This is a genomic window from Mesorhizobium sp. M4A.F.Ca.ET.022.05.2.1, assembly GCF_003998845.1.
Lineage (GTDB): Bacteria > Pseudomonadota > Alphaproteobacteria > Rhizobiales > Rhizobiaceae > Mesorhizobium.
In genome coordinates this window covers 40,927-63,642 of record NZ_RZOJ01000003.1, presented here as the reverse complement: position 1 = coordinate 63,642, position 22,716 = coordinate 40,927, and the positions used below count along the sequence as shown (strand labels likewise).

Here is a 22,716-nt window from a genome sequence, read left to right as displayed (position 1 = left end):
GGGTAGGGGAGGTTCCGACGGTCGCGGTGATCGCGACCTCGTCGCCGACTTTGATGCTGCCCTTCGCGCTACGCTAGCCGCAGCTGGCTGCGCATCCGCCGGATCGAGGCGTTCACCGCCTTTCTCGAGGCGGGCAACCGGAAGGCCTCCGACGTGATCGAGATATCGCCCGGCTGGACCGCTATTGGAAGGCGACCCGTCCGAACTATCGCTCGGTCGACTTCCCCGACTTCAAGCTCTCCCGCGACCGCACCGACGAGCAAATCTCCGTCGTCATCGCCGACCAGGGGCTGGATCATGTGCAGCGGCCGACGCCGGCGTCGTTTCCAGCATCGTCTTGCGGCCGAAGCGCTGGACGACGAAACGGCCAGCCTTCTGGCCCGGAATCTCGATCAGGTTATAGGTGATCCAAGACAGCAGGCTAACCGTTGGCAGGACAATGAGAAGGACGATCGCGAAGCGAAGCGGCGCCACCAGATCGTGGCCATATTGCGTGATGACGAAAGCCGCGACCGGTTGGAGAACCAACAGATGGATCAGGTAGATGCTGAAGGAAAGCTCTCCCATCAGATGAAAGAACCGGTTGCCGAGCGTCGTGGCTATCCTTGCTGCCACGACAGCCGCCATTCCCGGCAGCATCCGATAGAGCACAAGCGCAAAGAAGCCCATCACCAGCACTTCGCGTATCAGCAGCTTTCCCAGCCCATATTCGCCGCCATAGGGCAGCGCCGCCAACAGCATGGCCAACGCCAGATGGAGAATGGGCCGTAGCCGGCTCGGATGCAGAACGCCGGCCAAAAGCATCCCGCACAGGAATATCTGCATCTTCAGCGCCAGGAACGACGGCATCGGAAAATGCACCGACATTTGCCCCATCGCAAACACGACGAGGCCGCCGAGCGCCGCGATCAGCACGGCGCTCCGTATCCAGTCGAGCCTGCGGACAAGCAGCATGACGGCCGGAAAGACCGCGTAAAACTGCATCTCCAGCCCCAGGCTCCAGTCGGGAAGCGGCGTGCGGTAGGCGAAATTCGGCAACAGGCCAAACAGGAACAGAAGATGGGCGACGATGTTCTTCAGGCCGCTGTCGAGGTAACGCTCGGGCGCCTGATGCGATCTCAGCAGGAAGTCGTCGATGACCGTCCTGGATTCGTAGAGATAGGGCCCGAGCGCCAGCGCCAGGAAAAGCATGACATAGAACAGCGGCGCTATCCTGAAGTAGCGGCGTGTCCAGAATTTCAGCCAGGTCTCCGGACTTTGCCAAGGCTCCCTGTCCTGGCGAAGCTGGTAGTGGAACACCATCAGGAAACCGGACAGCATGATGAAGAGATCAACGCCGAGATCCGGTTCGCCCAGGACCGGAACACGCCAGCCGGTCAGAAGCAGACAGTGCCCGACAAGCACCCACATCGCGGCAAGCGCCCGAAGCCCGTCCAGGCATTCGACACGGGATCGGGTCATGCGAACTCCTTGAGAGCGGGAGCTTCAGCAATGCAAATCGTTCATCAAGGCAGGCCGGTGGCCGGGATGATACTGACACGCCAAAACCCCGTGCAGAAAACCCCGCCGCGAGGAGTTTCGAGCCGGTGCGCTGATATCGCAATGCAACAAATTTAACGCAGTGCAACATGAGCGGAGGTTTTGGGGGACCCGGGAGGAAAGGCGGAGGCCGGAACTGCCGATCTCCCCCTTGTGTCCCTCGCGGGGGAGATCAGCCATGTCACCGCCGCTTCACCAGCCGCGCATGCCGGCGCCAGTACCACCAGTCCAGCACGCGCCGGCGAAAGCTTCGCTTCATCGCGGTCATGGCGTCAGACTCCGAGCAGCACGCGGCGACGACCGGCGAGATCGCCGGGCGCGAGGTCGGTCTTGACCGTGGAGAGCGTGCCCTGGCGCTGCTCGAGCTCAGCCCGCAGCGCAGCCTCGCGCGCCTGCACGTCCTTGTCCTGCGCGGTCGGCGTCGGCGGCAGCGGCTTCAGTTCCGGCGGTTTTTGAAACAGACACATTTTTCCACGTTCCCTTGTCCAGTCATAGAGGAAGAAATCTTCGCCGTTCTTGCCGTAGCCCGGCAGGCGGCAGCGTTGCGTGGCGCCGAGCCTGTCCAGCCAGCGCAAGGCAAGATTGTTCCCGGCAAGCGCCCTCGCCTCGACCCGCCAGGCGCCCCTGGCCGCGACCTGGGGGCCAAGCACGGTATGAAAGAAGCGCGTGATCTGAGGCACGCAGCGCCGCATGCGGCGCGTGCCCCAGCTCCAGGCGATCCACAGCCCGCCGCGCTGCTCGGCGGCGCCGAAGCCGGCCTCCGGATTGCCGTCGAGCTCGGCGACATGGGCAATGCCCTGCAGGGCAGTGAGCGCCAGCAGCGCCGGCGTCCAATGGTCGAGCTGGCAGTCGATCTCGGCGCGGTCCTCGGGGCGCAGGTTGGCGGCGATGTAGGAGAGATCGCGCAGAGTGGCGGGAATGATGCGGAGGGGCATGAGCGGGGACGCGTTTTGCGGGAGCCTCGGAGACCTTGACCGGCATCGCCGCCGGTGACCTACTTCGATCATCGAACGTGCACGTTATCTGCTATCCGACCGGAGGAGACGGGCGAATGGACATTCGATCGACGCTGACGGAGCTATGCGAGGCCTTCAACGCCCACGATCTCGATCGCATCATGGCGTGCTTTGCCGACGACTGCGTCCTGGAGATGCCGAGAGGCAACAAGCCATGGGGTTCCCGCTTCGAAGGCAAAGCGAAAGTTCGCGATGCGCTGGCCACACGCTTCGAAGGCTTGCCCGACGTTCACTATGGCAATGGTGAGCATTTCGTGGACGCGACGGCCAATACCGGCATCTCGAAATGGACCCTCACCGGCACCACCCGCGAAGGCGTGAAAAAGGAAGTCCGCGGTTGCGACTTCTACACGTTCCGCGACGGCAAGGTGATCCGCAAGGACTCGTACTGGAAGATCGTCGAGTAGCAGCTGGGGCGGCAAACGAAACGCTCAACCGAATTGCGGTGACAGTGCACTATTTTATGGCTGATCAGCCCGAGTTAACATATGGCCGACAAATCGACGCGCTTCGTCTTCGACAGCCATAATGGTGCCTGACCGGCGTGTGGACGCAAAATCAAGTCCGGCAAAATAGATTCCGGGGACCGGGGCAATGCCATCTTCGTGAACCGGCTGACGTCGCTCGTCGAGAGCGCCGGGTATATCGATCCAGCTGAAGTCGCCCTCGAAGCCCGTGCACCAGACAATCGCTGAAATGTTCCGCTCAACGAGATCGAGCGACAGAATGGGGGGCCGGGGTAGGCGCGGAGCGACCGCCTCCGCCTCGTCCTCAACGGGCGCAGGAGCGTTGAGACCATTACATCTGATAAATTCATCGATACGGCTTTTGAACTGCGCGGAAATCTCGTCGCCGAACCGAATGTTTTCGAGAACGTCGTCGGTGAAGACGAGCCGACCGCTATCCACTCCGACAAATCGTCCCAGCAGCACAACGCCCTGCGCGCTGAGAGATTGCAGGCTTATCGTGTGCAACGCGCCAAGCATGGGCCGAGCGGCAACGCGGCCGGACGGATCGACGAAATCCTTGCGGGGCACGTCAAACAATCCGGTCTTCACCAACCACACGGCAATGTCGTGCCCGCGATAGCGTCGTGGCAGACGGCCAATATGGCCCGCCGCAAGATAAGTCTCCCTGCCCGCCAGGATCAGGTCTTCAGCGATCTGGCAACCTGACTGTGCGCTGCCGACGACAAGCACGGCTCCGGCTGGAAGGTCGCCGGCATTACGGTAGTCTGAAGCGTCAAGCTGCACTGGCCCGCCCGTCAACGCGGAGGCCGAAGGCGGCCGACGCGGGCGGTTCAGGCTGCCGCTGGCGACAACCACGTTTTTCGCCAGCCACGTCTGCTCCGGCGTCACGACGCGAAAGAGCCCGTTACTTGCTTCCAGTTTTGTGACCGAGACGCCGGTGCGAACCGGCAGTCGGCGCCGCCGCGCATAGTCCTCGAGCAGCGTCACAAACCCTGTATGCGTCATAAACCCTTCAGGGTCCGCGCCATCGTAACTATCGCCGGGCATCACGCTGTACATGTTGGGAAGATTGAAGTGGAACGAGTCCCAACGTTGGGTCCGCCACGTTTCGCCGACGCGCCCGCGCTCCAGGACGCAGTGCCGCATATCGGCCTGCGCCAGCGCATAGCTGACGCCGAGACCGGCCCACCCAGCGCCCACGACCACGGCATCAAGAACGCCCGCTTCGTCCATGGCAGCTTCCTCCCACGGTAAGTATTATCATGGAAGGCGGGAAAACGGGCAAGCAAGACGGACATCTGGCGGTGCAGCAACCACTGACTAGTCGAAAATGACCCACGTCGCACAGCCAAGCTGGAACGGGACGGATTCGAACCTCGTCATGGGAATGCGAGAGGTGGTTCGCCCAGGTCAGTAACAATGTGTCGAGGCGGAGTTCGGCCCGCGGGCGGCGTGCCGGCCATGCGCCTGTCAATTCGCACCGTCTTCAACAGCGTCTCATGCGGTGATCGCACGATGGCGATATCAGAGGGCCGACGATGCTTAGATGCAGCCGCTCCGCTGCCGCCAGGAATTGGCTTAGTTGCTCGGTGCTGCTTGGTGGTCGCCTTAGTAAAGGGCAGCCTATGCTAAGTTGCCACCGAATGTTGTCAGGCGGCGTCCGATTCCGTATATCCCGCAGGCTTCTTCGCCCCGCCCGTGCCGTCGCACTCAGCGCATGTCAGTGTAATTCCAGGACATTTGTGCCGATGCGTGCCCGCCGGGCAGCAATGGCCGTTCGAGCTTCGCCATCTCGGACAATCAAACATCGTGCCGGTACCGCCGCAGCCTTGGCACTCGCCAATCTTAAATAACGCCAACCCCATTTTCGCCCAACCCTGCATGCGCTGCCTGGCAACGCCGCTACCCACGTTTAGACCGCAGCGGGTCCCCACCCCCTGATGACATTACCGTAGGGCAATTAAGGATTTTCTAAAACAGGGAATCTGGGAGTTGTCTCCAATCCCTGTTGAAATGCCGCAAATTGTTCTGGGAAACGAGGGGCGAGATACCGCACCACCTTGGGACTGTCCATCAGGCGGTTGATATACCCTCGCGCCGCCACAAGTTCGAGACTCCACGAGCCCCAGCGCTCGGCGGCGTTTCGGAACTCCTGGCTCAACTCGGCAAACTCAATTTCCATAGCGGTCAACCGTACGGCATCAATGCCAGCGAACTGCCATCGCGGCGTCGAAGGGTCCGCAAGCTGTGACTGCGGCGTGAGGGCGATGAAAACCCTTGCGGTATTGAGCTTTACCCTTTCCAGCGCAACCATGAGTTGGGCGATCTCGATCTGCCGGCTTGGCACGACCTGGCGCAGCAGGCCGAACATTTTTGGCGGAACGACGCAATCCTGCAAAAGCTCAAGGACTTCCGGGCAAATTCCTCCGATAAGCTGCTTGCTCGTCGTTTCGCTTTGGTTCGGTTTCGCTTCGGCGATGGGGGCAGTCAGGCCCACAATTCTATCCGCCAGTGTCGCTGGCATCAGCACGAAACCTTCCGACTTCAGCAGGTCTCGAAACATGTCAACGGCCAGCAACTGGCGGAATGCTTGCACAACGATATCTAGCCGCTCCCGCAACGCTTTCGCCTCGCCAATGAAGCACCGCATTCGATCGGTCAGCTTTCTATACGTCTTAACAAACGGGTACTTCTTCAGCGTCCTGGCCGGCTCGCGCAAATCGCCCGTTAGATGAATTGCATGTCGGCTGCTCTTCAAGATGGGAGAGGCTTCAGCTTGCGTCATGCTGCTCTTCCGATGGGTGCCCGTTTTGCCAATTCGACCAACGGCGCCAGAGACGGGAATAGGAAGGCGTCAAGGCGCACGCCGTTGTTTGGGGAAAGCATGGGCGGTGCCTGCTCGGCTTCCCAGGCCGGCGCAATGAAATAATCGCGAACCGTTGCATTATCGGGCAGCACCCGGATCAGCACCGAAACGTCACCCCCCAACAGCCGGCGCTTGCGGAATGGCCAGTGAGAGTATCCGTAAGGCGAGGGCCGGCAGCGGGCGATCCACATGGCGATAGTGAATTCCTCTTTGACCCTCACAAGCTTGGCATTGGAGTCGTAATCGGCCACGCCTCCGGCGTGGCCGATTGCCGCCACAAGATCCTGAATGATTTCAAGCCGTCGCCGATGAAGCTGGGTTATGACGTTGAAGTAGCGGTAGTTCGCCGACGCCTCATATCCAACCAGGTCGTAAGCCGCCTGCAGCGTTCCGAAGCGATGGATGTACATGCTTTTCGTCGAAAGGCCGGGCGTCGCGTTGATAATTGAGCCCGAGAGCGATCCTCGTTCATTTAGAAGCTTGGAAAGGTCGGCTAGCAACTGAACGTTGCTGATACGGGTCGCACGCGTCTTTGCAACGGCTCGGGCACGCTCGAAAAGCTTTTGGCTTATCAGCGGCACCGACACGTTGTCCGCACGAATCCATGCACTGGGTGGATTCTTCACCCTTCTGGTATGCAGCCTTTCGGACGTCCGGTTCCAGACATTGTTGCCGATGTACTTCTCATTGGTCAGGATCGAGCGCACGGACGCGGTCGTCCACAGCCGGTCCAGGTCCGTGACGATGCCGCGCTCGTTCAAATCTCTCGCGATTTGGACTTCAAGCCTGCCCTTCACAAACTGCTTGAAGATCCAGCGCACCGTCGCGATTTCCGCTTCGGGTCCGGGCACAAGGATGACACGGTCGGACGCCAGGGCCTTCCATTCATTGCGCTTGAGGACTGCTTTCGGCTTTCCTGCAGCATCGACGAGCAGGCGCCGCAAACCATAGCCAGCGTAACCGCCGCCGCGAAAGCCCATCTTGACCGCTCGGGTTTGACCGAGGAAGGTCTTCTGCGAGAGCATCCGGCTCAGCTCGGCGGCCATGCTGCGTTTGATGGCTTTCAGCACATCGGATCCGACGCTGCCGTCATTCGCAAACTGCTCGGCGCAGTACTCGATCCGCACGCCGGCCATTTGGCATCGGTATTCATACGAAGCGCTTTCATCTATGTTCTGAAAGCGCCCCCAGCGGCTGACATCGTACACGACGACCGTTTCGAAATCCGCTTGCCCGTTTTCAACATCCTCCAACAGCCGGCGCAGCCCCGGCCGTCTTTCAATGTTCAGGCCGCTTCTGCCGGCGTCCTCATAGGTGGCGACAATGTCGTAACCCATGAGGTCGGCATAGACCTCGATAGCATCCCTCTGATTTTCAATGGAGTAAGTTTGCCGGTCGATTGACATACGCAGATATTGCGCCGCGCGAATACGTCGCCTCCCCGAAGGAGGGCCGCCAGTCGCTGCACCCTTGTTCATCGCCTCGCGCCGTCGTACCGATACTTCAGTCTAGCAATTGGCGACATGCGGCTTGGTTAGGAATAACGGTCCATTTTATGTCGAATTCCTCACTTCTTTCGAGGAGCATCGACTCAGGCGCGGAGGATTTGCGGCACTACATCGGACTGATCCACAAGGAAGCGGACAGCGACTTCGGCGTATCCTTCCCGGACTTTCCAGACGTGCGGGTCAACGTCACCATGCCGGAGGATGTCCTCCACCAGATCAACCAATATGCGGAACGTCATGGTTGCAGTCGCTCCGGCTTTCTGACTGCCGCTGCGAAAATGGCGATGCGGACCGAGGCGGCCTTGCGCTTTCGCAACCTGAATCAAGTCGAAACGTTATCGTGCTGTTCGCGCAGGGCGTTTGCGGTTTGGCGACCACGATCCTCAAGAGCCGAGAAACCATGTCTTACTTCGTGAGGAACACCGCCTACGTTCCGCCGCAATGCGCCAGCAACTGGCAACCATTCGCCCCCAATTTCAGTCTCTGGGGCGCTTCAGAGGAGTTCTAGAGATGATCATCAAGAAGGCTATTCTGGCCGTGCTCATAACCGCGGCCCTTGCCGGCTGCGAGACGCAGACCGAAAGCCAGCAGCGGGCCACCACCGGCGCGCTGGTCGGCGGCGCCGGCGGCGCGCTGGTCGGCCAGGCGATCGGCGGCAACACCAAGAGCACGGTCATCGGCGCGGCCGGCGGCGCGCTGCTCGGCGCGGTCGTCGGCTCGGCCACGACGCCGCAGCGCCGCGGCGAGCAGCTTTGCCGCTACCAGGATCGCTACGGCCGCATCTACACCGCGCCCTGCGACGACCGGTACTACAACGGCGACTATTGATCCCAGACACTTGGCTGGGGAGGCCGGCGTTTTGGGCGCTGGCCTCCTCGTAGCGCCATTCATTTGTACGGTTCTCGATGTAGAAGGAGTCTGGCGGCGGGACCTCCGGAGAAGGTATGACGACAAGCCTTGCCGGCACCCTGAAAAACCGAAGCAAGCAAGCGGTGAAGCGACTGATCGGCTACGACAGCCGCTGGCTGCGCATCCGCCAGATCGAGGCGCTCAGCGCTTTCTCGAGGCTGGCAACAGCAAGGCCTCCGACGTGATCGAGATCTCGCCGGGCTGGAATCGCTGTTGGACAGTGATGTGCCTGAACTATCGCTCGGTCGACTTCCCCGACATCGATATCTGCCAGCACCGCACCGACGAGCAATTCTCCGTCGTTATCGCCGACCAGGTGCTGGAGCATGTGCAGCGGCCGGGGGGCGGTGGAGATTTGTAGGTGCTCCACCCGCATCCTTCGGCCCCTGGACATTGAAAGCTCGGCTACTTCTTGGGGGATACTTTCCGATTCCATCGCCAACATCACAATCGAATGGGTCTCGATGTGGCCGTAGGACGGAAACCACATTTCCGTTCGAACGTTCAAGCGAGATGGACACAGTCGAGATCGCCTCCCGGACCGCCGCCGTCGAACGAACAGGGGGATGTCTCTGCGGCAGGATCCGTTATCGAGTGACCGGCGATCCGCGCGTTCACTACTGTCACTGTGACATGTGCCGCCGCGCGACCGGAAGCGCCTTCGCCGTGTTGGCCTGGACGTCCTCCTCCAACCTGTCATGGCTCAGCGAGGAGCCTGCCTATCGCGTATCTTCACCCATCGCCCGGAGGGGATTCTGCCGAGCATGCGGTTCTCCCTTGACCCTTTCCTACGCCGCCGCCGAGGACGAAGTCGCTCTGCATGTCGGAACCTTTGACGATCCTGAAGGTCTGGAACCGCAATACAATTACGGATCCTCGCAGCGGCTTGCCTGGGTTTGCTGTGGCATCGACTTGCCGCATCACGACACGGAAGAGCGATGGTAGCGGAATCCGATCATGAGTTTCCGCTCACTCTGGACACGCCGCCGATGGAAGCCCGGACCGCCGACACGCTGCCCGAGGGCAGCGGCATCTGGCAGTATGAGCCCAAGTGGGATGGCTTTCGCTGCCTTGCCTTCAAAGGAAGAAAGGCGGTCGATCTCAGGGCGAAATCCGGCAAGCCGCTTGGCCGCTATTTTCCCGAACTGACGGCGCTTCTGGGCGAGCTCGAAGCACGGGATTTCGTTGTGGACGGCGAGATCATAATCGAGATCGAAGGACGCGCATCGTTTGACGCGCTGCAGATGCGGCTTCACCCGGCAGAGAGCCGTATCCGGACGCTGAGCAGACAAACGCCTGCGCGGATAGTCCTCTTCGATACCCTTGCCGCGCCCGGAGGCAAGATCGTTCTCGAACTGCCGTTGCGGGAACGACGCGCGGCAACCGAAGATTTTGTCGCCAGGGCGGAGAATGAGGCGCTGCGACTTTCGTCGGCAACCACGAGTATCGCCAACGCCAACAAGTGGCTGCAGGGTGCTGGCCGCGGGTCGACCGACGGGGTCGTCGCCAAGATGCTGGACGAGCCCTATCAGCCAGGCGAGCGTGCGATGGTCAAGGTCAAGCGGCTGCGCACCGCCGACTGCGTGGTTGGCGGGTTCCGCTACCTGAACCGCAAGCGCCAGGTCGGGTCGCTGCTGCTGGGCCTCTATAACGACAATGGCTTGCTCGACCATGTCGGCTTCACCTCGACCATCAGCAATGAAGAGCGGTTGGCGGTCACCGTGAAGCTGGAGGAATTGCGCGGCGGACCCGGCTTCACAGGCAAGGCGCCGGGTGGGCCAAGCCGCTGGAGCACGGAACGCAGCGGCGAATGGGAGCCGGTGCGGCCGGAACTGGTCGTCGAGGTGCGCTTCGACCATATCACCAGCGACCGCTTCCGCCACGGAACCAGGCTTTTGCGCTGGCGGCCCGACAAGGCGCCGCGCCAGTGCACGTTCGAGCAGATGGAGTAGTGGCCTAGCAATCGCGACGATCGTTGTCTGCCATCGCGCATTCACTTTTTGCGCAAGGTTCGCAAAGTAATCGAATAGCGGTGTTCGGTCAGGGGCGGGATGCTGTGCTCCCATTCATCGCGCGCCGGGCCGCTCAAGAGGAAAGCCGACCGCGGCTCGACAATGATTGTCTTGCGGTCCCATTTCGTGCCGTTCTTGCGCCGGAGTCGGAAGCTGCAGGGAGCAAGAAGGGATACGCCGGCCACCGTCTCGAAATGCGGCTTGTCGCGATGCCAGCCGATGCCTGCGCCCGATCGATACTCGTTGATCAGAACCTGTTCGAAAGCGCTTTCCGGCAACCCGACGAAAGTAGCGACTTTGCGCCTTAGCGTCATCAAGAAATCTGGTCTCGGGGGCGCCTCGACCACCGCGCCGATCGTAGTCGTAGCGCAGGCCGAAACCGATCACCTGCCGATTTGCCAGGTGGCCGTGGAAATCGAAGGCTGAAAGGGGAGCCTCTCAAGGTGGCGCAGCAGGTCCGTTTCTTCATCCGCCGCGAAGGTTCCCCTGATAGCGAAACCCTTCTGGCAGGTCATCGGCTGCAGCGAACAGGTCGGGCTGGTCAACATTCATTTTGGATTTTAGAAATGGCATGCACAATAGCTGGTGAAACTGCTCCCTGAGCGCAAGGCCTACGATGCGCTCCCCGTGCCGTGGAGGCCAAGGCGTCATGGTTTGCAGTCGGCGGCCTTGCCTGGCCGCCCTGCCCTTTCGGTTGCCGCCTGAATGGCAAGACGCCCGCAGTACTCAGTGCAGGAGGACGGTCCTCAACCAAGCCAGGAAACGGCTGCCATTGACGGTCCTGCGCACCCTGGCGGCGGCCCATTTGCTTTGCATGGTGGCGCCGACATGACAGCTGCAGACGATTTCGTGCAATTGCCAATCGCTGAGCTCGAAGAAGCGAAGGGCCTCTCCATAGGTGTCGTTCCTAAGTCCCGCGGCTTTCAGCAGCGGATCTTCCAAGGCAACCGAAATTGGCGATCCATCGGCTCGTGCGGCCTGGCGGGCGTCCAGGCGCAGGCGTTCGGTGCCAGCAAGCGCGCCCAGGCATCGGCCGGGATGCCGCTCGAGCAGCTCCGCCCAACGCTCGATCCGTTGCCTCCGGGTCATAACGGGGCTCTGCGCCAGCGGCTTGACGTCGGCGATCGCCTGCAGTTGTGCGAGGGTCTGGTGTTTCATAATTAGCTCCTGTTGATCGAGCATCACCCAAGGGGTTTTCGCGACAAGCCTATCGGTCGGCCAAATAAGTGGCCTCCTCATCGTCACGCTGTCGTCCGCCTAGCGCCGCTGCGACGCTGGCAATAAAGGCGCCCACCACCATGGACAGGGCGCCAAGAAGGGCGAAGGAGGCGCCGGCTTTCCTGGCTGTATCGGCCGCCTGCTGGGCCTTGATCTTTGCGTCCTTCACCTTGGCCATCATTGCATCTACCCGAGCCTTGGCATCGGCCTGCGGAAGCCCGGTGCGGGCGGCCACGAGTTGCGTCAGATAGGCGCTGTCGTCAGCCGCAAGTTCGCCGCCGTTCGCAGCAGAGGCGAGCAGGATGCGCGACGCCTGCGCGGTCGCTGCAGCTTCGTTCTGCGGATTGGCGTCGACGAGCTTGGTCAGGTCGGCGGGGCGGAATAAGGCATCCACATAGTAGGACGTGCTGTCAAATGCTGAGCTGTCCTTGCTTGCGGCACCGGCCGAAGCCCCGGTCGCGGCGCCCGCGGCCACCGTCGAAACTGCCTGCACTCCAGAACCCAATGCCGCCGAAAGCGCTGAGCCAAGAACTCCCGCAACAAGAAGCGTGGCGAGTGCCCAGGCAAGGAAACCGTGAGCTGTGTCACGGAAGTAGGTTTCATCGGTATGAATCCCCACCCATTTGGTGCGCAACCGACCCGTGAGATATCCACCGACGCCAGATGAAAGCCATTGCACAACCACCAGCCAGACTGCGGTGGACACAGCAAATGTCGTGGCCGACGCGCCAGCAGCGGACCATGGCGAAACCATGCTCAGCCCAAGGCCGGAGCCCAACAATAGGAGCATGACTGTCAGGGTCGAAGCGGCAAAGGCGCCGGCAATGATTGGCCCCCAGTTCACTGCTGAAGATGAGGATTCTGTCGGTGCAGAGGCCTCGGCAGTCACAAGTGTTGCCTGCATCTGAGCCTCCTACCGCGCAAACAGCATGATGAGTATGATGATCGGAATGGGAATGCCGAGCAGCCAGAGCAAGATACCGCGACCCATGGAAGCCTCCTGTGCGTTAGTATGTGATGAACTAACAATGTCGCTGCAGGTCTTCTGTTCCGTTGGCAGTAAGCTGGGTCATTTACAGGCGGCAAAGGCCTTCATGCCCTTCTTGATCGCCCTGCGAGCCTCGTCGGCATTCTGCCATCCCTTGAACTTGATGGTCTTGCCCGTCCCCAGCACGGACGACAGAAAGAACTGCTCGATTTCGCGCCGCAGGTCATCTGGCACACGATCGGTCGCAACCGGCTCATCGGCAGCATCTTCTCTATGGGGACAGAAGACATAGCGGTCGTTGCGCAAGGCCTCGCCACCGGAGTCCTTCTGCTTGACACGCAATGCACCCAACAGGTCGCATTTGATGACGATGCCAGGAGCGGAAGCCGCCTGGTGGATGACCAGCCCGTCGAGGGGATCGCCATCATCGCCCAAGGTCGAAGGGATAAAACCCCAGTCGTAGGGATAAGTCATCCCGGCCGGTAAGGGGCGGACATAACCGAAGGTCCGGGTTGCGCGATCGTAGGCAATCTTCGCCTCCGCGCCACGCGGGGTTTCAATCACCACTCTGACAAGCCCCTTCGTTGTGGTCGGCAGCCTCAGATAATCGGGCATTGCGATGCCTATCGCGCTGGTTCGCTCCGGATGGAACTTCAAGATGCGACGAATGTTCCGAAGGGCAGCGCGAAGGACAGCCGCAGTTCCGCGTCGTTGGGGCGAATGCGCCCAGGCGCCGAGCGGGTTGAAGGGTGCGTCGTCATCGTCGAGCCGGCTGCGTGCTGCCGCGGAACCAAAATTCCAGGAGTCGCTTTTTACCGAATACCGCGGCTGCCGGGCCAACGCGAACGGGTGGAGACATGGCGCTTGAAGGTGCGGCGCGTGCGAATATCGGCATTCGCGTCATGATAGTCACGGTGGTGGCGGTGCCCCTGCTGTTCGCCCTGAGCGGCCTTGCCATTCGCTATGCCGCCTTTGCCTCGGTGTCGGCGGAGTCTGGCTTTGCGGCCTATGCCAAGGCGCTCTGCCGGTGGGACTGCTCCTGGTATATAGACATTTCCGAGAAGGGCTATGAGCGCTTCCCAATTGCGAACGGAAGCAATGTCGGGCGCTGGGGCTTCTTCCCGCTCTATCCGCTCCTGGTGGCGGCGATCCGATCCATCCTGCCCTTCCCTACGATCCTGATCGCGACGATCACGTCGCAGGCGTTGAGCTACGCAGCTTGCCTCGTAGCGTGGCCGCTCCTGGGGAAGAACATGCGCGCCTATGTGCTCTACTGCGCCTTCCTGCTCAGCGGCCCGTTCTCTTTCCATTTCACCACTTTCCTCACCGAACCGCTCTTTGTCCTGCTTACCTCGTGCGTCTTCTTGGCGCTCAAGCGCTCAAACCATCTCGCCGCCGGCGTGGCCACGGCGCTCCTATCGGCAACGCGGCTCGTTGGTGTGCTCGGCGTGTTCGCCACTGTCATTCACTTGTTCGAGGAGTATCGCGCGAAGGGGGGTTCTATCGTCGCCTTTCCCCGCTGGCTGCTCGGCCGGCCGGATCTTCTGGTCGCCATCTTCATCTCGCCCGCCGGTTTGTTCGCCTATATGCTCTTTCTCTATCTCACGGTCGGGGACGGCTTTGCCTTCCTCCACGTTCAGCGTGCCTTCGGGCGCGTGGCGGGCAATCCGCTGCTGTTTCTATGGGACGGCCTGTCCTACCACCCGAATGCCGACTGGCTGCCGACGGCGCCGCAATGGAGCGCAATGACGGCAACGGCTGGCCTGGCGCTGTGCTTGGTGCTCGGGGCTCGCAGGCAATATGGCGCGGCCCTTTTCTGCGCGGTTAGCATCATCTTGCCCTTGACCACGAACCTGGCTTCGATGGTCAGATACGTCGTCGGGCTCGCGCCGCTGACGATGCTGGTAGCCGTCTTGCTGTCAGGATCGAAGCTGACCTTCGTCGCGGCCTTGGCGCTGTTCCTCGCCGCCTGCTACTTCATGACGGTGGCGTGGATCGGAGGCTATCTTGCCCTTGTCTGAAGCGCTGCGTTCCCCTAGGTCCGCTGTGTCGCTTGGCGGCTACGGCCTAGCGGTCGCCCTTGCCTTGTCCGAGTTCGCCATCCTCGCGCTTGCCCTCAGTCCCGACGTCAGCGACGACTATCACGCCTATTACATCGACCGCACGACAACGTGCCTCAACCGCAATGCCATCGGCAGCTATACGCCCGGCCGAACGATATCGTTCCGATCCGATGGCGCCAGACAGACGGCGGATATGAGGGTTTGCGGCTGGTCGGGCCCGGTGGCGGACGGCACCCATTCGCTGGGCGAGACCTCTCGCCTTCGCCTGGCGCTGCCGCCCGTCCGTGGCGGTCTTCTGGCAACGCTGCAGATGGCCGCAGTCAAGCGTCCTCCCCAACTCACACAGAGGGTCGTCATCTCGGCAAATGGCGTAAGGCTGCATCAGGCGACAGTTTCGGGCGCGGCACCGATGACGGTAGCTTTCGTCATTCCCCAGGCAGCCCTGGCCGACACAGGCAGGCTGGAATTGTTCTTCGACTATCCCGACGGCATCGCGCAGAGCCCGGCGGCAAGCAACATATACAATCGGTCGATCAAGCTGATCTCGTTTCGGCTGGATGCGCTTTAGGCGCAAGCGACATTCACTCAGGACGGGTCGCCCCGTCGGTCGGCTTCCCGCCCGGCAAAGACCCAGCGGTCGAGCGCGATAAGATTGAGCGCCGGGATGATCAGGCAGGTCAGCAGGATGGGGACGAAAAGCGGCAGGCCGAGCATCACCGTGAAGAGCGTGGGCGCAGCATAGGCGACGCCAAGGCCGGTCGCGGACAGCAGCAGGAAACGTGGCGCTTCCGAGCGATGCGGTCCGGCCGACATGAAGCTGAAGGACTTGTGCGCCAGGTAGGAAAACAGCGCCGCCGCAGCATAAGCGGCGAGCGAGGCCTGCACCGGCGTGAAGCCGATCCTGTCCGCCCGGGCGAAGACCGCGGCCAGGACGGCGTAAAGAATCGTCGCGGCGATGCCGACCGATCCGAAGCGCGCCAGGAATTTCACGCCGGCGGTGAAACGGTGCTCAGGCATAAGCGACACACGCATACTGCGCTCCGAGCGGCAGGGCGGCGAGCGCACGCTCGACCTTCCTGGCAAAGGGTCTTGCTGAAGGCAGAAGCAGGAAATGCTCGGACCGGATATACCTGAACCCCGCGTCTCGAAGCAGCCGTGCCGCCTCGCCCGCGCCAAGCAAAACGGCGTCCTCGTCGAACGGGCAGCGGAACACTGCGATACGCGTCAGCGGATTGTAGGGATTGTGCTCGATGATGCAGGCGACGCCGCCCTGCCGCAGGACACGCCTCATCTCATGGAAAAAATTGGGCCGAGAAGCGGGCGGCACGTGGTGGACGACGCAACTGGCGAAGGCCAGGTCGAAGGCGCCGTCTTGGTAAGGCAGGCGATCCGTGGTGCAGGCGGTGTAGGTGATATGCGGGTTGTCGCGGCGGGCACGCGCGAGCGATTTCTGCGAGACGTCGCAGCCGTCAAGACGATCAAAGGCGCCATCGAGATAGGGATGGAGCGCGCCGACACCGCAGCCCACATCGAGCCCGCGCACGTCCGCGCCGCCCTGGCGAAGGCACCGCTCGCCGACCAGGCGCCGCAAAAGGTCGGCCTTGGCGGCGAGGAAGAAGTCATGCTGTAGGCCGGAGAACCGGATCGAGCCTTCAACCACCTCGCCGTAGCTGGCGTCATAGCTGTCGAAGTGTTCGGACATCAGCGGGAACCCGGTTCTCTGCCTTGCGAAACGATGCCCGCCGCTCGCCCGAGGCGACGCGCACCGAGCGATTAAAGCCGGTCAGCCTTTCAATCACGTAGAGGGGTCGGCGTTTGACTTCGGCATGGATGCTGCCGACGTAAAGCCCGACCACGCCCGTCATGAAAAGATTGATGCCGCAGAGCAGCGACACTATCACCACGGTCGAAGTCCAGCCGGCTATGACGCCCGCCTGAAAGAGCCAGGCAAAGGTAGCGTAAGCCCCGAACAACACGGCAAGGGCTGAAATGGCCAATCCCGCCCAAAGCGCCAGACGCAGCGGTTTCTCCGAGAAGCCGATGATGCCGTGGAGCGCGAGATGCAGCATCTTCCAGAACGGGTATTTGGTCTCGCCCAGCGTGCGCGCCGGTCGCTCGAAGGGGACCGCCGCCTGTTTGAAGCCCATCCAGCCGAACATGCCCCTGACGAAGCGGTCGTGCTCCGGCATGCATTTGAAGGTCTCCAGCGCCTTGCGGCCGACCAGGCGGAAGTCGCCGACATCGCGCGGAATGTCGACCGGGGTCATCTTCTCCAGCAGGCGGTAGAAGAGGCTCGCTGACAAACGCTTGAACCAGGATTCACCCTGTCGTCTGGTGCGCCTTGCATAGACGATCTCGAAGCCTTCCTTCCACTTCGCCACCAAGTCGAGAACTACTTCCGGGGGATCTTGCAGATCGGCATCCATGACGATGACGGCCTCGCCCGCCGCCGCCTCCATGCCGGCCGTGATGGCGATCTGGTGTCCGAAGTTGCGGGAAAACTCGATCAGCCGGAAGCTCGGCTCGGCGGCGACCACGCGCCGAAGGTATTTCACGCTTCCGTCGAGGCTTCCATCGTCGACGAAGATGACCTCGGTCTCTGCGTCCAGTTGATCCACCAGCAGGTTAATTCTCTCGACCAGCCGGGGCAGCACCTCTTCCTCATTGTAGATCGGCAGCACTAATGAGTAGCGCGGGCACTGCACGTTCACGCGCGTCCGAATGCCCTGCATCACAGCGTCTCGCATGCGGTTGAAAATGGAACACTCGCCACAAAGTTCCAAAGGTCTATCAGAAATCGCTAATTTGCCGACCTTCCGGGATCAGCCAATGATTTCAACCGGCCAGCCGGCCCTCGCAGTGCTCGACCGCTCGGAAGATCGCCTCGTAAACACTGCCAATTTCCTCATGTATTTCGTGGATCGGAACGCCCTCGATAAAGGCGGCCGAGCGGGGTCTGTCCCTAGTTCAAGCCAACTAGTTTCAAAAGGTCAAGGAACGCCTGATGCGCCAAACCAGCTGAACCGTCAGCTAAACTATGGCTCAGCCGCTGTCTAAAGCTTGACCGCCGGTTCCCGTCCCCAAAGACGCAATTTCCGGCAGGATTGATCGGCGGATCAAACCTCGGCCTGCGTTCTCGCATTTCAACGTGCTTCAGCTTCGTTGGAAGGCGCAAAATACTCGTCATTCCGCTCCTAGGCCTCAGCTTGGCGCGGCTCGTCGAACCAAATATTTACGCGGTCGCAAGCGCCCTGAACACTGCGCGCGCCATGGAGACGTTGGAGGGTCTGAACCCGACGAGGCCGGCAATGGTTTCCCATCGACCGGCCATATGCCCTTCCCCGCGCAACCCGCTCGTTGTCTATGGTTTGTCGGCCTCCGACAAGCGCTCGCGAACTGCTTCCTCGGTGTTGTCGGCTGTCGATCTCACCACCTTGCCGAGTTTGCTCATCACCGTGCCAGACGAACCATCGGAGCTCTGTCGGGCAGCCTCCTCCTTGATTGCGCCATAAGCCTCGGCCGCAACCTCCTTCGCCTGTTCGACGCCTTGATCGAGAACCTTCTCCGCATTGTCGCGAAGTTTCTGGCTGTAGCCGCCAAGCACCTCGTCTTCCGTATCCGTGTGTGGCAGCATTGCGCCGATAGCAGTTCCCACCACCAGGCCGACCGCGGCGACGGCCAGCGGTTCGCTCTGCAAGAGATCCTGCATCGGCCGCCCCATCCGCACCGCGCCGGACCTCACTCCAGCGGCCGTGCCTGACAGTGTGTCTCTGGCGTCGTTTGCAATACCGGAAACGGCGTCGGCTACACCGCTCGCGGTGGAAACAATTGAGTGTGTGACGCCGGAAAGTTGGGAAGTTTGTTCTGTCGTGCTCGGTCGGGAATCAGCTCCCTGGCTCCCTTGCCAATCATAGTCAGATTCGGCGTTCCGACTACCGCGCTCGCGAGCAGCCGAACTGCCAGAACCGAGAAGATCACTTAGGTCATCGGCCGATGGACCCTTACCGAACATCAGCCAGGCCAAGCCGGCACCGACCATGGTAACCGGCAGCGGGTTGTCTCGGACCTGTGTCCTGAGGTTATCGAGCATCGAGGAGAAATCGCCTCCCGCAAACGTTCCGGTGAACTCATCGATCAATTGACCCGGGGTCATCTTGTGGCGGATCGAATCCGCCGTGTCCGTCAATTTTGCGCGCGCGATGTCAGCATCGCGTTCGAGCTCGGCTGCAGATTTGTCGTTCATCTCAACTGTTCCTTGATCACGCGCGCGTCGCGCTTGAGTTGGTCTTGAGTGCGGTCGGGAGTCAGTTCGGAAACCGTCATGCCAGCCATGCCGTTGCGCAAAAGAGTGACGCCAAGCAGGGCGACGATGACGCCGACCAGCAGTGAAGACCATCCCGCGCCCAGCCCTGCGCTCGCCAAAGCGATCACCAGAGCCTGCAGCAGCACCAGCAAGGCGGCCAGGAGGCAGATCGCGCCTCCCAGAATCTCGACAGCGCCGGCGCCAGCCTTGCTTGCCTTCTCCGAAATTTCGGCCCGCAACAGCCTGCCCTCAGCCTGCAACAAGGTTGTCACTTGCTGCGCGAGCTCGCTGACGAGCGTGGCCAAGCTTCGGGTGTCGTGAGCGTTGCTCATGGTTTCTCCTCCAGGTTGGGACGCCAATCGTGGGCCTGCGTGGTGCGGGAGGGTTGGTCAGATTGGTCTCCGGAGCCAGCCGCAGCCGAGTGGTGCGAACGCGAGTTGGAATCGCCGGACAGTCTTCCATCCGAAGCCGTGCGGCGAGACGGCGGCGAGCTTTTGATGAAACGCCCAAGAGCCACGCCGGCCAGCACAGAACCGGCTAGCAACGCACCCGAATTTTCGCGGCCGAACGATTGGATTTCGCCAAGCACATCCTTGAACGGCCTGTCTTTCAAGGATGTGGAGAGACGTTCCAGTCCGCCAGCGGCATCGAGCGCGAACTTCGATGCGGCCTGCTGTTTGTTATTGGCCAGATGGTCGCTCGCCGCGCGCAGCGCTCCACCAAGGGACTTCAAGTCGGCACAGATGTCGCGCTGCGCATCTTCCGCCTTCTCGTAAAGAGCCTGCTTCGCCTCCGAACCGTAGTCGCCGGCCATTCGGGTGAGTTCGTCGCGAGCGTCGTGCAATATCTCGCTGGCGCCCTGCGTTTCTTGCTTGAGCCTGTCGGCTAATTCGCCTTTGGCTGTTTCGAAATCGGCCGTCACACGGCCATGATTGTCTTCGCCCCGCATGGGTGCCTCCTAGTGGAATCCGAGGAAGGATAGGATCGCAAGCACGACGACGATCAGGCCGATTAGATAAATGACACCGTTCATGACGCATCCTCCTACATGCAATACGAACCTCGACGACGGCATCATGTTCCACCGAGGCTCAATCTTTCTCGATCGGTAATCGTCGTTGAGAGCTGGGTAGTTGAAGGCGGGCTGGGCCCCAGAAAAATCAGTGTTGCAAGGCCTTGATCGAAAGCTGGAAGGCATCGCAAGGCGGGAAGGCAGCGTCTCGTTCAAGAATCCAGAAGAGCTGTCAGAGAAATTGTGGGGGAGCCAACTCCGGTGCGACAAACCTATAGCGATAGAAATCTTGCCGCCGCCTGGTCGACATATGCGAATGAATAGCTTGGACTGATCTCCGAGACACGAGGCCTCGCTGGAACATGCGTCAAAGTCGAAAGTTCTTGCTGATGGCAAATCACCCAAACATGAGCGTGCTAACCTCGATCGGCAACTTGACCTCACGTCCCGCAGCCTTCCTGGTGTTGTTGGCTTATTCCATTCTTTGGATGGTTTTCGACCGGCAAAGTTTGAATTGGCATGGGGCGGCTACCCTCGTCACCTGGGCCATGACGCTGTTCATCCAGCGAGCAGAGCATCGCGACACACAGGCAATCCATGCGAAGCTGGCTGAAATGTTGCGATCAAATAACTCGGCTTCGAACATCACCCGAATTGAAGATCAGGAACCTGAGGAAATCGAAAAGCATCGCGTCCGCAAACAGCAGGGAGATTGACGTGCGGCCTTCTGGTCTCGCGGCAGTGCTGGCAGGCGGATAACCGCGCGGGTTCGATCGAGGGTTCGCACGCTTGCTGAAGTGTCTGAGCTATGTGGGCGTTGCGATGATCGCTATTTGGTTGGTGGCGGATCACCTTCCTGGAACGCTACGCCGTCCTAAGCATTGCATGGGAACAGGAGATGTCCCATGCCCACTTTCCGCTTCGAGACGGTCCAACTCGGCAAGACCAAGATAGTCGAGGAGGAGCTCTCCAGCGCCGATCTGGCCAGCCCGAGAGCGCTGGAAATGGCTCACGCCGCCCTCGTGGCCGAGGACCCCGCCGGCGCTGCCCAATCGGGCTCGAGCATCAAGGTCTACGATGAGGCAGGCTATCTGGTGGCGACCGTCAATTTTTCCGATGTAGTGCGTGATATTCCTGGACTGCGCTCCTCCAGCAGTAAGGCACCTGGCGAAGAGCCCGGTGTCATGCGTTCGGGTTGAGCAATTCGAAGAACCAAGAGTCAGCGAACCCTGCTGAGCTCGCGACTGTGTTTTCTGCGCTCCATGCTGCGGGCGTTTTGACGAGCAACTCTTAGTTCGGGAAGTGTCGGCTGCCACCAGCCCCTTGAACGTTCGTGCGCTCCTGGCGGACTGCGTGCGGGCCATGTCCTGACCAGTTCGGACAGCGTGGCCGAACGCCACCTGCCCCAGATGTAGTCGGCGTTTGCGCACGCCGCGTTTGGATAGGAGGCCGTCAAATCACGCGCCTCGACGAGTTCGCCGGACACTTCGTTAAAAACGACAATGCCATATTGTTCTGTCGCAACCGGCTTACCCACAGGCGGTAAATGTTCAGCTGGCAGTGGATAGCGACGACGCCGGCGTTCGGCATTCCGCAGTCGAGCGACCTTGTCACCTTCAGAGTTTTTGGCAGCGTCTCGTCGTCGCTTCCTTTCTTCGGGTTCGGCCTGTTGGGCAGCCTTTTCGATTCTGGGCCAACGGCGTCGTAGCTCCTCAAAAGAACGGAACGGCACTCGCCAGGCCCGCAATTCCTCGTCCCAACTTGCCCAGGGAACTGTTCGCAGTTCCTCGAAAACCGTCTTCGAATACGGCGTTCGAATACGGAGGTCGTCGGACACCTCCAGGTATGGGCTTGATATTGGATCAAAGGCGAAGGCGTCGCGTCCTTTGCTGTCGCCGTGAATGGCCAGCATTGCTGCCTCTTTTGCCAGCCAACGGTCGATCCGGCCGGTGGCTGTCTTTCCGGGGACGAACCAGCTCTTGCGCTCGTCGCTCCACCTCGCTCGCGGAAAAGCCTGTCGGAACCGCTCGACGGCCATCCTGTCGAAGGGAAAGCGCGCTTCGGCACCGGGAGTTTGCGGCTCTTGTGGCATGGGACTAGCGTCCGATTTTTGACCTCATGCGGGGGGACGGTTCCATGCATTGAACGCTGGCCGAGCCAGTAGGTTCACGAACTTCAAACGATCCTGCGGCACTCGAGGACAAGTGTAGCCGCACGTATGCATGCTCTGCGAAGCGCGGTGAAACCTTCCCCACATTCGGCGGTTAACTCCGAAGCCCATGCCGAGACGCGATGAAACGGGGACAGCGCCTACGCGGCCGAGAAAACCTCGTTCTCGTCCGCTGAAAGGCGCGGACGCAGAGGTGAAACATATCGTGGGCTGAGGGAAGGAGCCGGCGGAACGTCGACGCGGCCTGCCTGGCGATCCTGACGAGACTCACAGCCGCTATATCGAGGCCGAGGTGGATGGGCTTGTCGTTGGCTGCCTCTATTTGCCCAACGGCAACCCAGCGCCGGGCCCAAAGTTCGACTACAAGCTTCGGTGGTTCAACCGCCTGGCCAGCTACGCGCGGCTGTTGTCGTCCCAACTGCGATCGATGCGGCGGTGCCGAGACGATGGCTAGGCGACGCCGTCTACTTTCCGGAAAGTCGGCAGGCCTACGCCAACATGCTTGAGTGCGGTTGGCTCGATGCCATCCGGCGCATCCATCCCGAGAAGGGCATCTGCACCTACTGGAACTTTTCCTTCAGGGGTGGTTTCGATAGAAGCTCAGGCCTCCGGATGGACCATCTTCTCATCAGCCCTTCGCTT

The 22,716-nt window shown here is 61.1% G+C and carries 26 protein-coding genes and 1 pseudogene; 11 read left to right on the top strand and 16 right to left on the bottom strand.

The window, feature by feature from the left end; translation table 11 throughout:
- Nucleotides 1-273: 273 nt before the first annotated feature.
- Nucleotides 274-1,461, bottom strand: a complete 1,188-nt coding sequence (locus EN745_RS01120) for an acyltransferase (protein ID WP_126056276.1) — start codon at nt 1,459-1,461, stop codon at nt 274-276.
- Between the two features lie 350 nt (nt 1,462-1,811).
- Entirely contained in the window at nt 1,812-2,474 is a 663-nt protein-coding gene (locus EN745_RS01115) for a hypothetical protein (protein ID WP_245487590.1), read from the bottom strand.
- A gap of 35 nt (nt 2,475-2,509) precedes the next feature.
- Here EN745_RS01115 and EN745_RS01110 point away from each other — a divergent pair, with 35 nt between their 5' ends.
- Complete coding sequence (locus tag EN745_RS01110) at nt 2,510-2,962, top strand: nuclear transport factor 2 family protein (protein ID WP_245487588.1); 453 nt, start codon at nt 2,510-2,512, stop codon at nt 2,960-2,962.
- 54 nt (nt 2,963-3,016) lie between these two features.
- Here EN745_RS01110 and EN745_RS01105 read toward each other — a convergent pair whose 3' ends face one another.
- The 3 genes from EN745_RS01105 to EN745_RS01095 form a co-directional block, all read right to left on the bottom strand.
- Nucleotides 3,017-4,258: an NAD(P)/FAD-dependent oxidoreductase gene (locus tag EN745_RS01105; protein ID WP_127420350.1), complete on the bottom strand. Its 1,242-nt coding sequence runs from the start codon at nt 4,256-4,258 to the stop codon at nt 3,017-3,019.
- A 727-nt stretch (nt 4,259-4,985) separates the two neighbouring features.
- On the bottom strand, nt 4,986-5,810 hold the full coding sequence (locus tag EN745_RS01100; RefSeq protein WP_127420349.1) for a plasmid partitioning protein RepB C-terminal domain-containing protein: 825 nt from the start codon (nt 5,808-5,810) through the stop codon (nt 4,986-4,988).
- Nucleotides 5,807-7,369, bottom strand: coding sequence for a recombinase family protein (locus tag EN745_RS01095; RefSeq protein ID WP_127420348.1), 1,563 nt, complete (start codon nt 7,367-7,369; stop codon nt 5,807-5,809). Before EN745_RS01095 ends, EN745_RS01100 begins: the two co-directional genes overlap by 4 nt.
- Before the next feature lie 128 nt (nt 7,370-7,497).
- Here EN745_RS01095 and EN745_RS01090 point away from each other — a divergent pair.
- The 6 genes and pseudogenes from EN745_RS01090 to EN745_RS01070 form a co-directional block, all read left to right on the top strand.
- Nucleotides 7,498-7,698 (top strand): annotated as a pseudogene (locus tag EN745_RS01090) (type II toxin-antitoxin system HicB family antitoxin); the annotation flags it as partial.
- Nucleotides 7,699-7,909: 211 nt separating this feature from the next.
- Nucleotides 7,910-8,227 (top strand): YMGG-like glycine zipper-containing protein, encoded by a 318-nt coding sequence (locus EN745_RS01085; RefSeq protein ID WP_126056279.1) that lies wholly within the window; start codon nt 7,910-7,912, stop codon nt 8,225-8,227.
- 116 nt (nt 8,228-8,343) lie between these two features.
- Nucleotides 8,344-8,493: a hypothetical protein gene (locus tag EN745_RS37580; RefSeq protein WP_348627261.1), complete on the top strand. Its 150-nt coding sequence runs from the start codon at nt 8,344-8,346 to the stop codon at nt 8,491-8,493.
- Complete coding sequence (locus tag EN745_RS37575; protein ID WP_348628231.1) at nt 8,490-8,669, top strand: hypothetical protein; 180 nt, start codon at nt 8,490-8,492, stop codon at nt 8,667-8,669. The genes EN745_RS37580 and EN745_RS37575 overlap by 4 nt, the downstream gene beginning before the upstream one ends.
- A 233-nt stretch (nt 8,670-8,902) precedes the next feature.
- Nucleotides 8,903-9,253 carry a GFA family protein gene (locus EN745_RS01075; RefSeq protein WP_245455590.1) on the top strand — a complete coding sequence of 117 codons (351 nt, stop codon included), beginning with the start codon at nt 8,903-8,905 and terminating at the stop codon, nt 9,251-9,253.
- Nucleotides 9,247-10,260, top strand: coding sequence for an ATP-dependent DNA ligase (locus EN745_RS01070; protein ID WP_127420347.1), 1,014 nt, complete (start codon nt 9,247-9,249; stop codon nt 10,258-10,260). The genes EN745_RS01075 and EN745_RS01070 overlap by 7 nt, the downstream gene beginning before the upstream one ends.
- A 41-nt stretch (nt 10,261-10,301) precedes the next feature.
- Here EN745_RS01070 and EN745_RS36705 read toward each other — a convergent pair whose 3' ends face one another.
- The 4 genes from EN745_RS36705 to EN745_RS01050 all read right to left on the bottom strand — a co-directional run bounded on the left by EN745_RS36705 (nt 10,302) and on the right by EN745_RS01050 (nt 13,141).
- Nucleotides 10,302-10,634 carry an alpha-ketoglutarate-dependent dioxygenase AlkB gene (locus EN745_RS36705; RefSeq protein WP_245487586.1) on the bottom strand — a complete coding sequence of 111 codons (333 nt, stop codon included), beginning with the start codon at nt 10,632-10,634 and terminating at the stop codon, nt 10,302-10,304.
- 412 nt (nt 10,635-11,046) lie between these two features.
- Nucleotides 11,047-11,478 (bottom strand): hypothetical protein, encoded by a 432-nt coding sequence (locus EN745_RS01060; protein WP_126056282.1) that lies wholly within the window; start codon nt 11,476-11,478, stop codon nt 11,047-11,049.
- Nucleotides 11,479-11,527: 49 nt separating this feature from the next.
- A complete protein-coding gene (locus EN745_RS01055) occupies nt 11,528-12,442 on the bottom strand; it encodes a hypothetical protein (protein ID WP_126056283.1) in 915 nt (304 codons plus the stop codon).
- 165 nt (nt 12,443-12,607) lie between these two features.
- A complete protein-coding gene (locus EN745_RS01050; protein ID WP_126056284.1) occupies nt 12,608-13,141 on the bottom strand; it encodes an inorganic diphosphatase in 534 nt (177 codons plus the stop codon).
- Nucleotides 13,142-13,383: 242 nt separating this feature from the next.
- Here EN745_RS01050 and EN745_RS01045 point away from each other — a divergent pair, with 242 nt between their 5' ends.
- Nucleotides 13,384-14,547: a hypothetical protein gene (locus EN745_RS01045; protein ID WP_127420346.1), complete on the top strand. Its 1,164-nt coding sequence runs from the start codon at nt 13,384-13,386 to the stop codon at nt 14,545-14,547.
- A complete protein-coding gene (locus tag EN745_RS01040; protein WP_126056286.1) occupies nt 14,534-15,157 on the top strand; it encodes a hypothetical protein in 624 nt (207 codons plus the stop codon). Before EN745_RS01045 ends, EN745_RS01040 begins: the two co-directional genes overlap by 14 nt.
- A gap of 17 nt (nt 15,158-15,174) precedes the next feature.
- On the opposite strand, the gene EN745_RS01035 is transcribed toward EN745_RS01040, so the two are convergent.
- The 6 genes from EN745_RS01035 to EN745_RS01010 form a co-directional block, all read right to left on the bottom strand.
- Nucleotides 15,175-15,621 carry a GtrA family protein gene (locus tag EN745_RS01035; RefSeq protein ID WP_127405691.1) on the bottom strand — a complete coding sequence of 149 codons (447 nt, stop codon included), beginning with the start codon at nt 15,619-15,621 and terminating at the stop codon, nt 15,175-15,177.
- On the bottom strand, nt 15,599-16,291 hold the full coding sequence (locus EN745_RS01030) for a class I SAM-dependent methyltransferase (protein ID WP_127420345.1): 693 nt from the start codon (nt 16,289-16,291) through the stop codon (nt 15,599-15,601). The genes EN745_RS01035 and EN745_RS01030 overlap by 23 nt, the downstream gene beginning before the upstream one ends.
- Nucleotides 16,266-17,321 carry a glycosyltransferase family 2 protein gene (locus EN745_RS01025; protein WP_127420344.1) on the bottom strand — a complete coding sequence of 352 codons (1,056 nt, stop codon included), beginning with the start codon at nt 17,319-17,321 and terminating at the stop codon, nt 16,266-16,268. The genes EN745_RS01030 and EN745_RS01025 overlap by 26 nt, the downstream gene beginning before the upstream one ends.
- 629 nt (nt 17,322-17,950) lie before the next feature.
- Entirely contained in the window at nt 17,951-18,832 is an 882-nt protein-coding gene (locus EN745_RS01020) for a DUF3618 domain-containing protein (RefSeq protein WP_126056290.1), read from the bottom strand.
- Complete coding sequence (locus tag EN745_RS01015; protein WP_126056291.1) at nt 18,829-19,224, bottom strand: phage holin family protein; 396 nt, start codon at nt 19,222-19,224, stop codon at nt 18,829-18,831. Before EN745_RS01015 ends, EN745_RS01020 begins: the two co-directional genes overlap by 4 nt.
- Nucleotides 19,221-19,841: a hypothetical protein gene (locus EN745_RS01010; RefSeq protein WP_189362921.1), complete on the bottom strand. Its 621-nt coding sequence runs from the start codon at nt 19,839-19,841 to the stop codon at nt 19,221-19,223. Before EN745_RS01010 ends, EN745_RS01015 begins: the two co-directional genes overlap by 4 nt.
- Nucleotides 19,842-20,311: 470 nt before the next feature.
- Here EN745_RS01010 and EN745_RS01000 point away from each other — a divergent pair, with 470 nt between their 5' ends.
- On the top strand, nt 20,312-20,620 hold the full coding sequence (locus tag EN745_RS01000; protein ID WP_245482339.1) for a low affinity iron permease family protein: 309 nt from the start codon (nt 20,312-20,314) through the stop codon (nt 20,618-20,620).
- 189 nt (nt 20,621-20,809) lie between these two features.
- Nucleotides 20,810-21,103, top strand: a complete 294-nt coding sequence (locus tag EN745_RS00995) for a hypothetical protein (RefSeq protein ID WP_127405968.1) — start codon at nt 20,810-20,812, stop codon at nt 21,101-21,103.
- Between the two features lie 20 nt (nt 21,104-21,123).
- On the opposite strand, the gene EN745_RS00990 is transcribed toward EN745_RS00995, so the two are convergent.
- Nucleotides 21,124-21,996, bottom strand: coding sequence for a hypothetical protein (locus tag EN745_RS00990; RefSeq protein ID WP_127420343.1), 873 nt, complete (start codon nt 21,994-21,996; stop codon nt 21,124-21,126).
- Between the last annotated feature and the right edge of the window lie 720 nt (nt 21,997-22,716).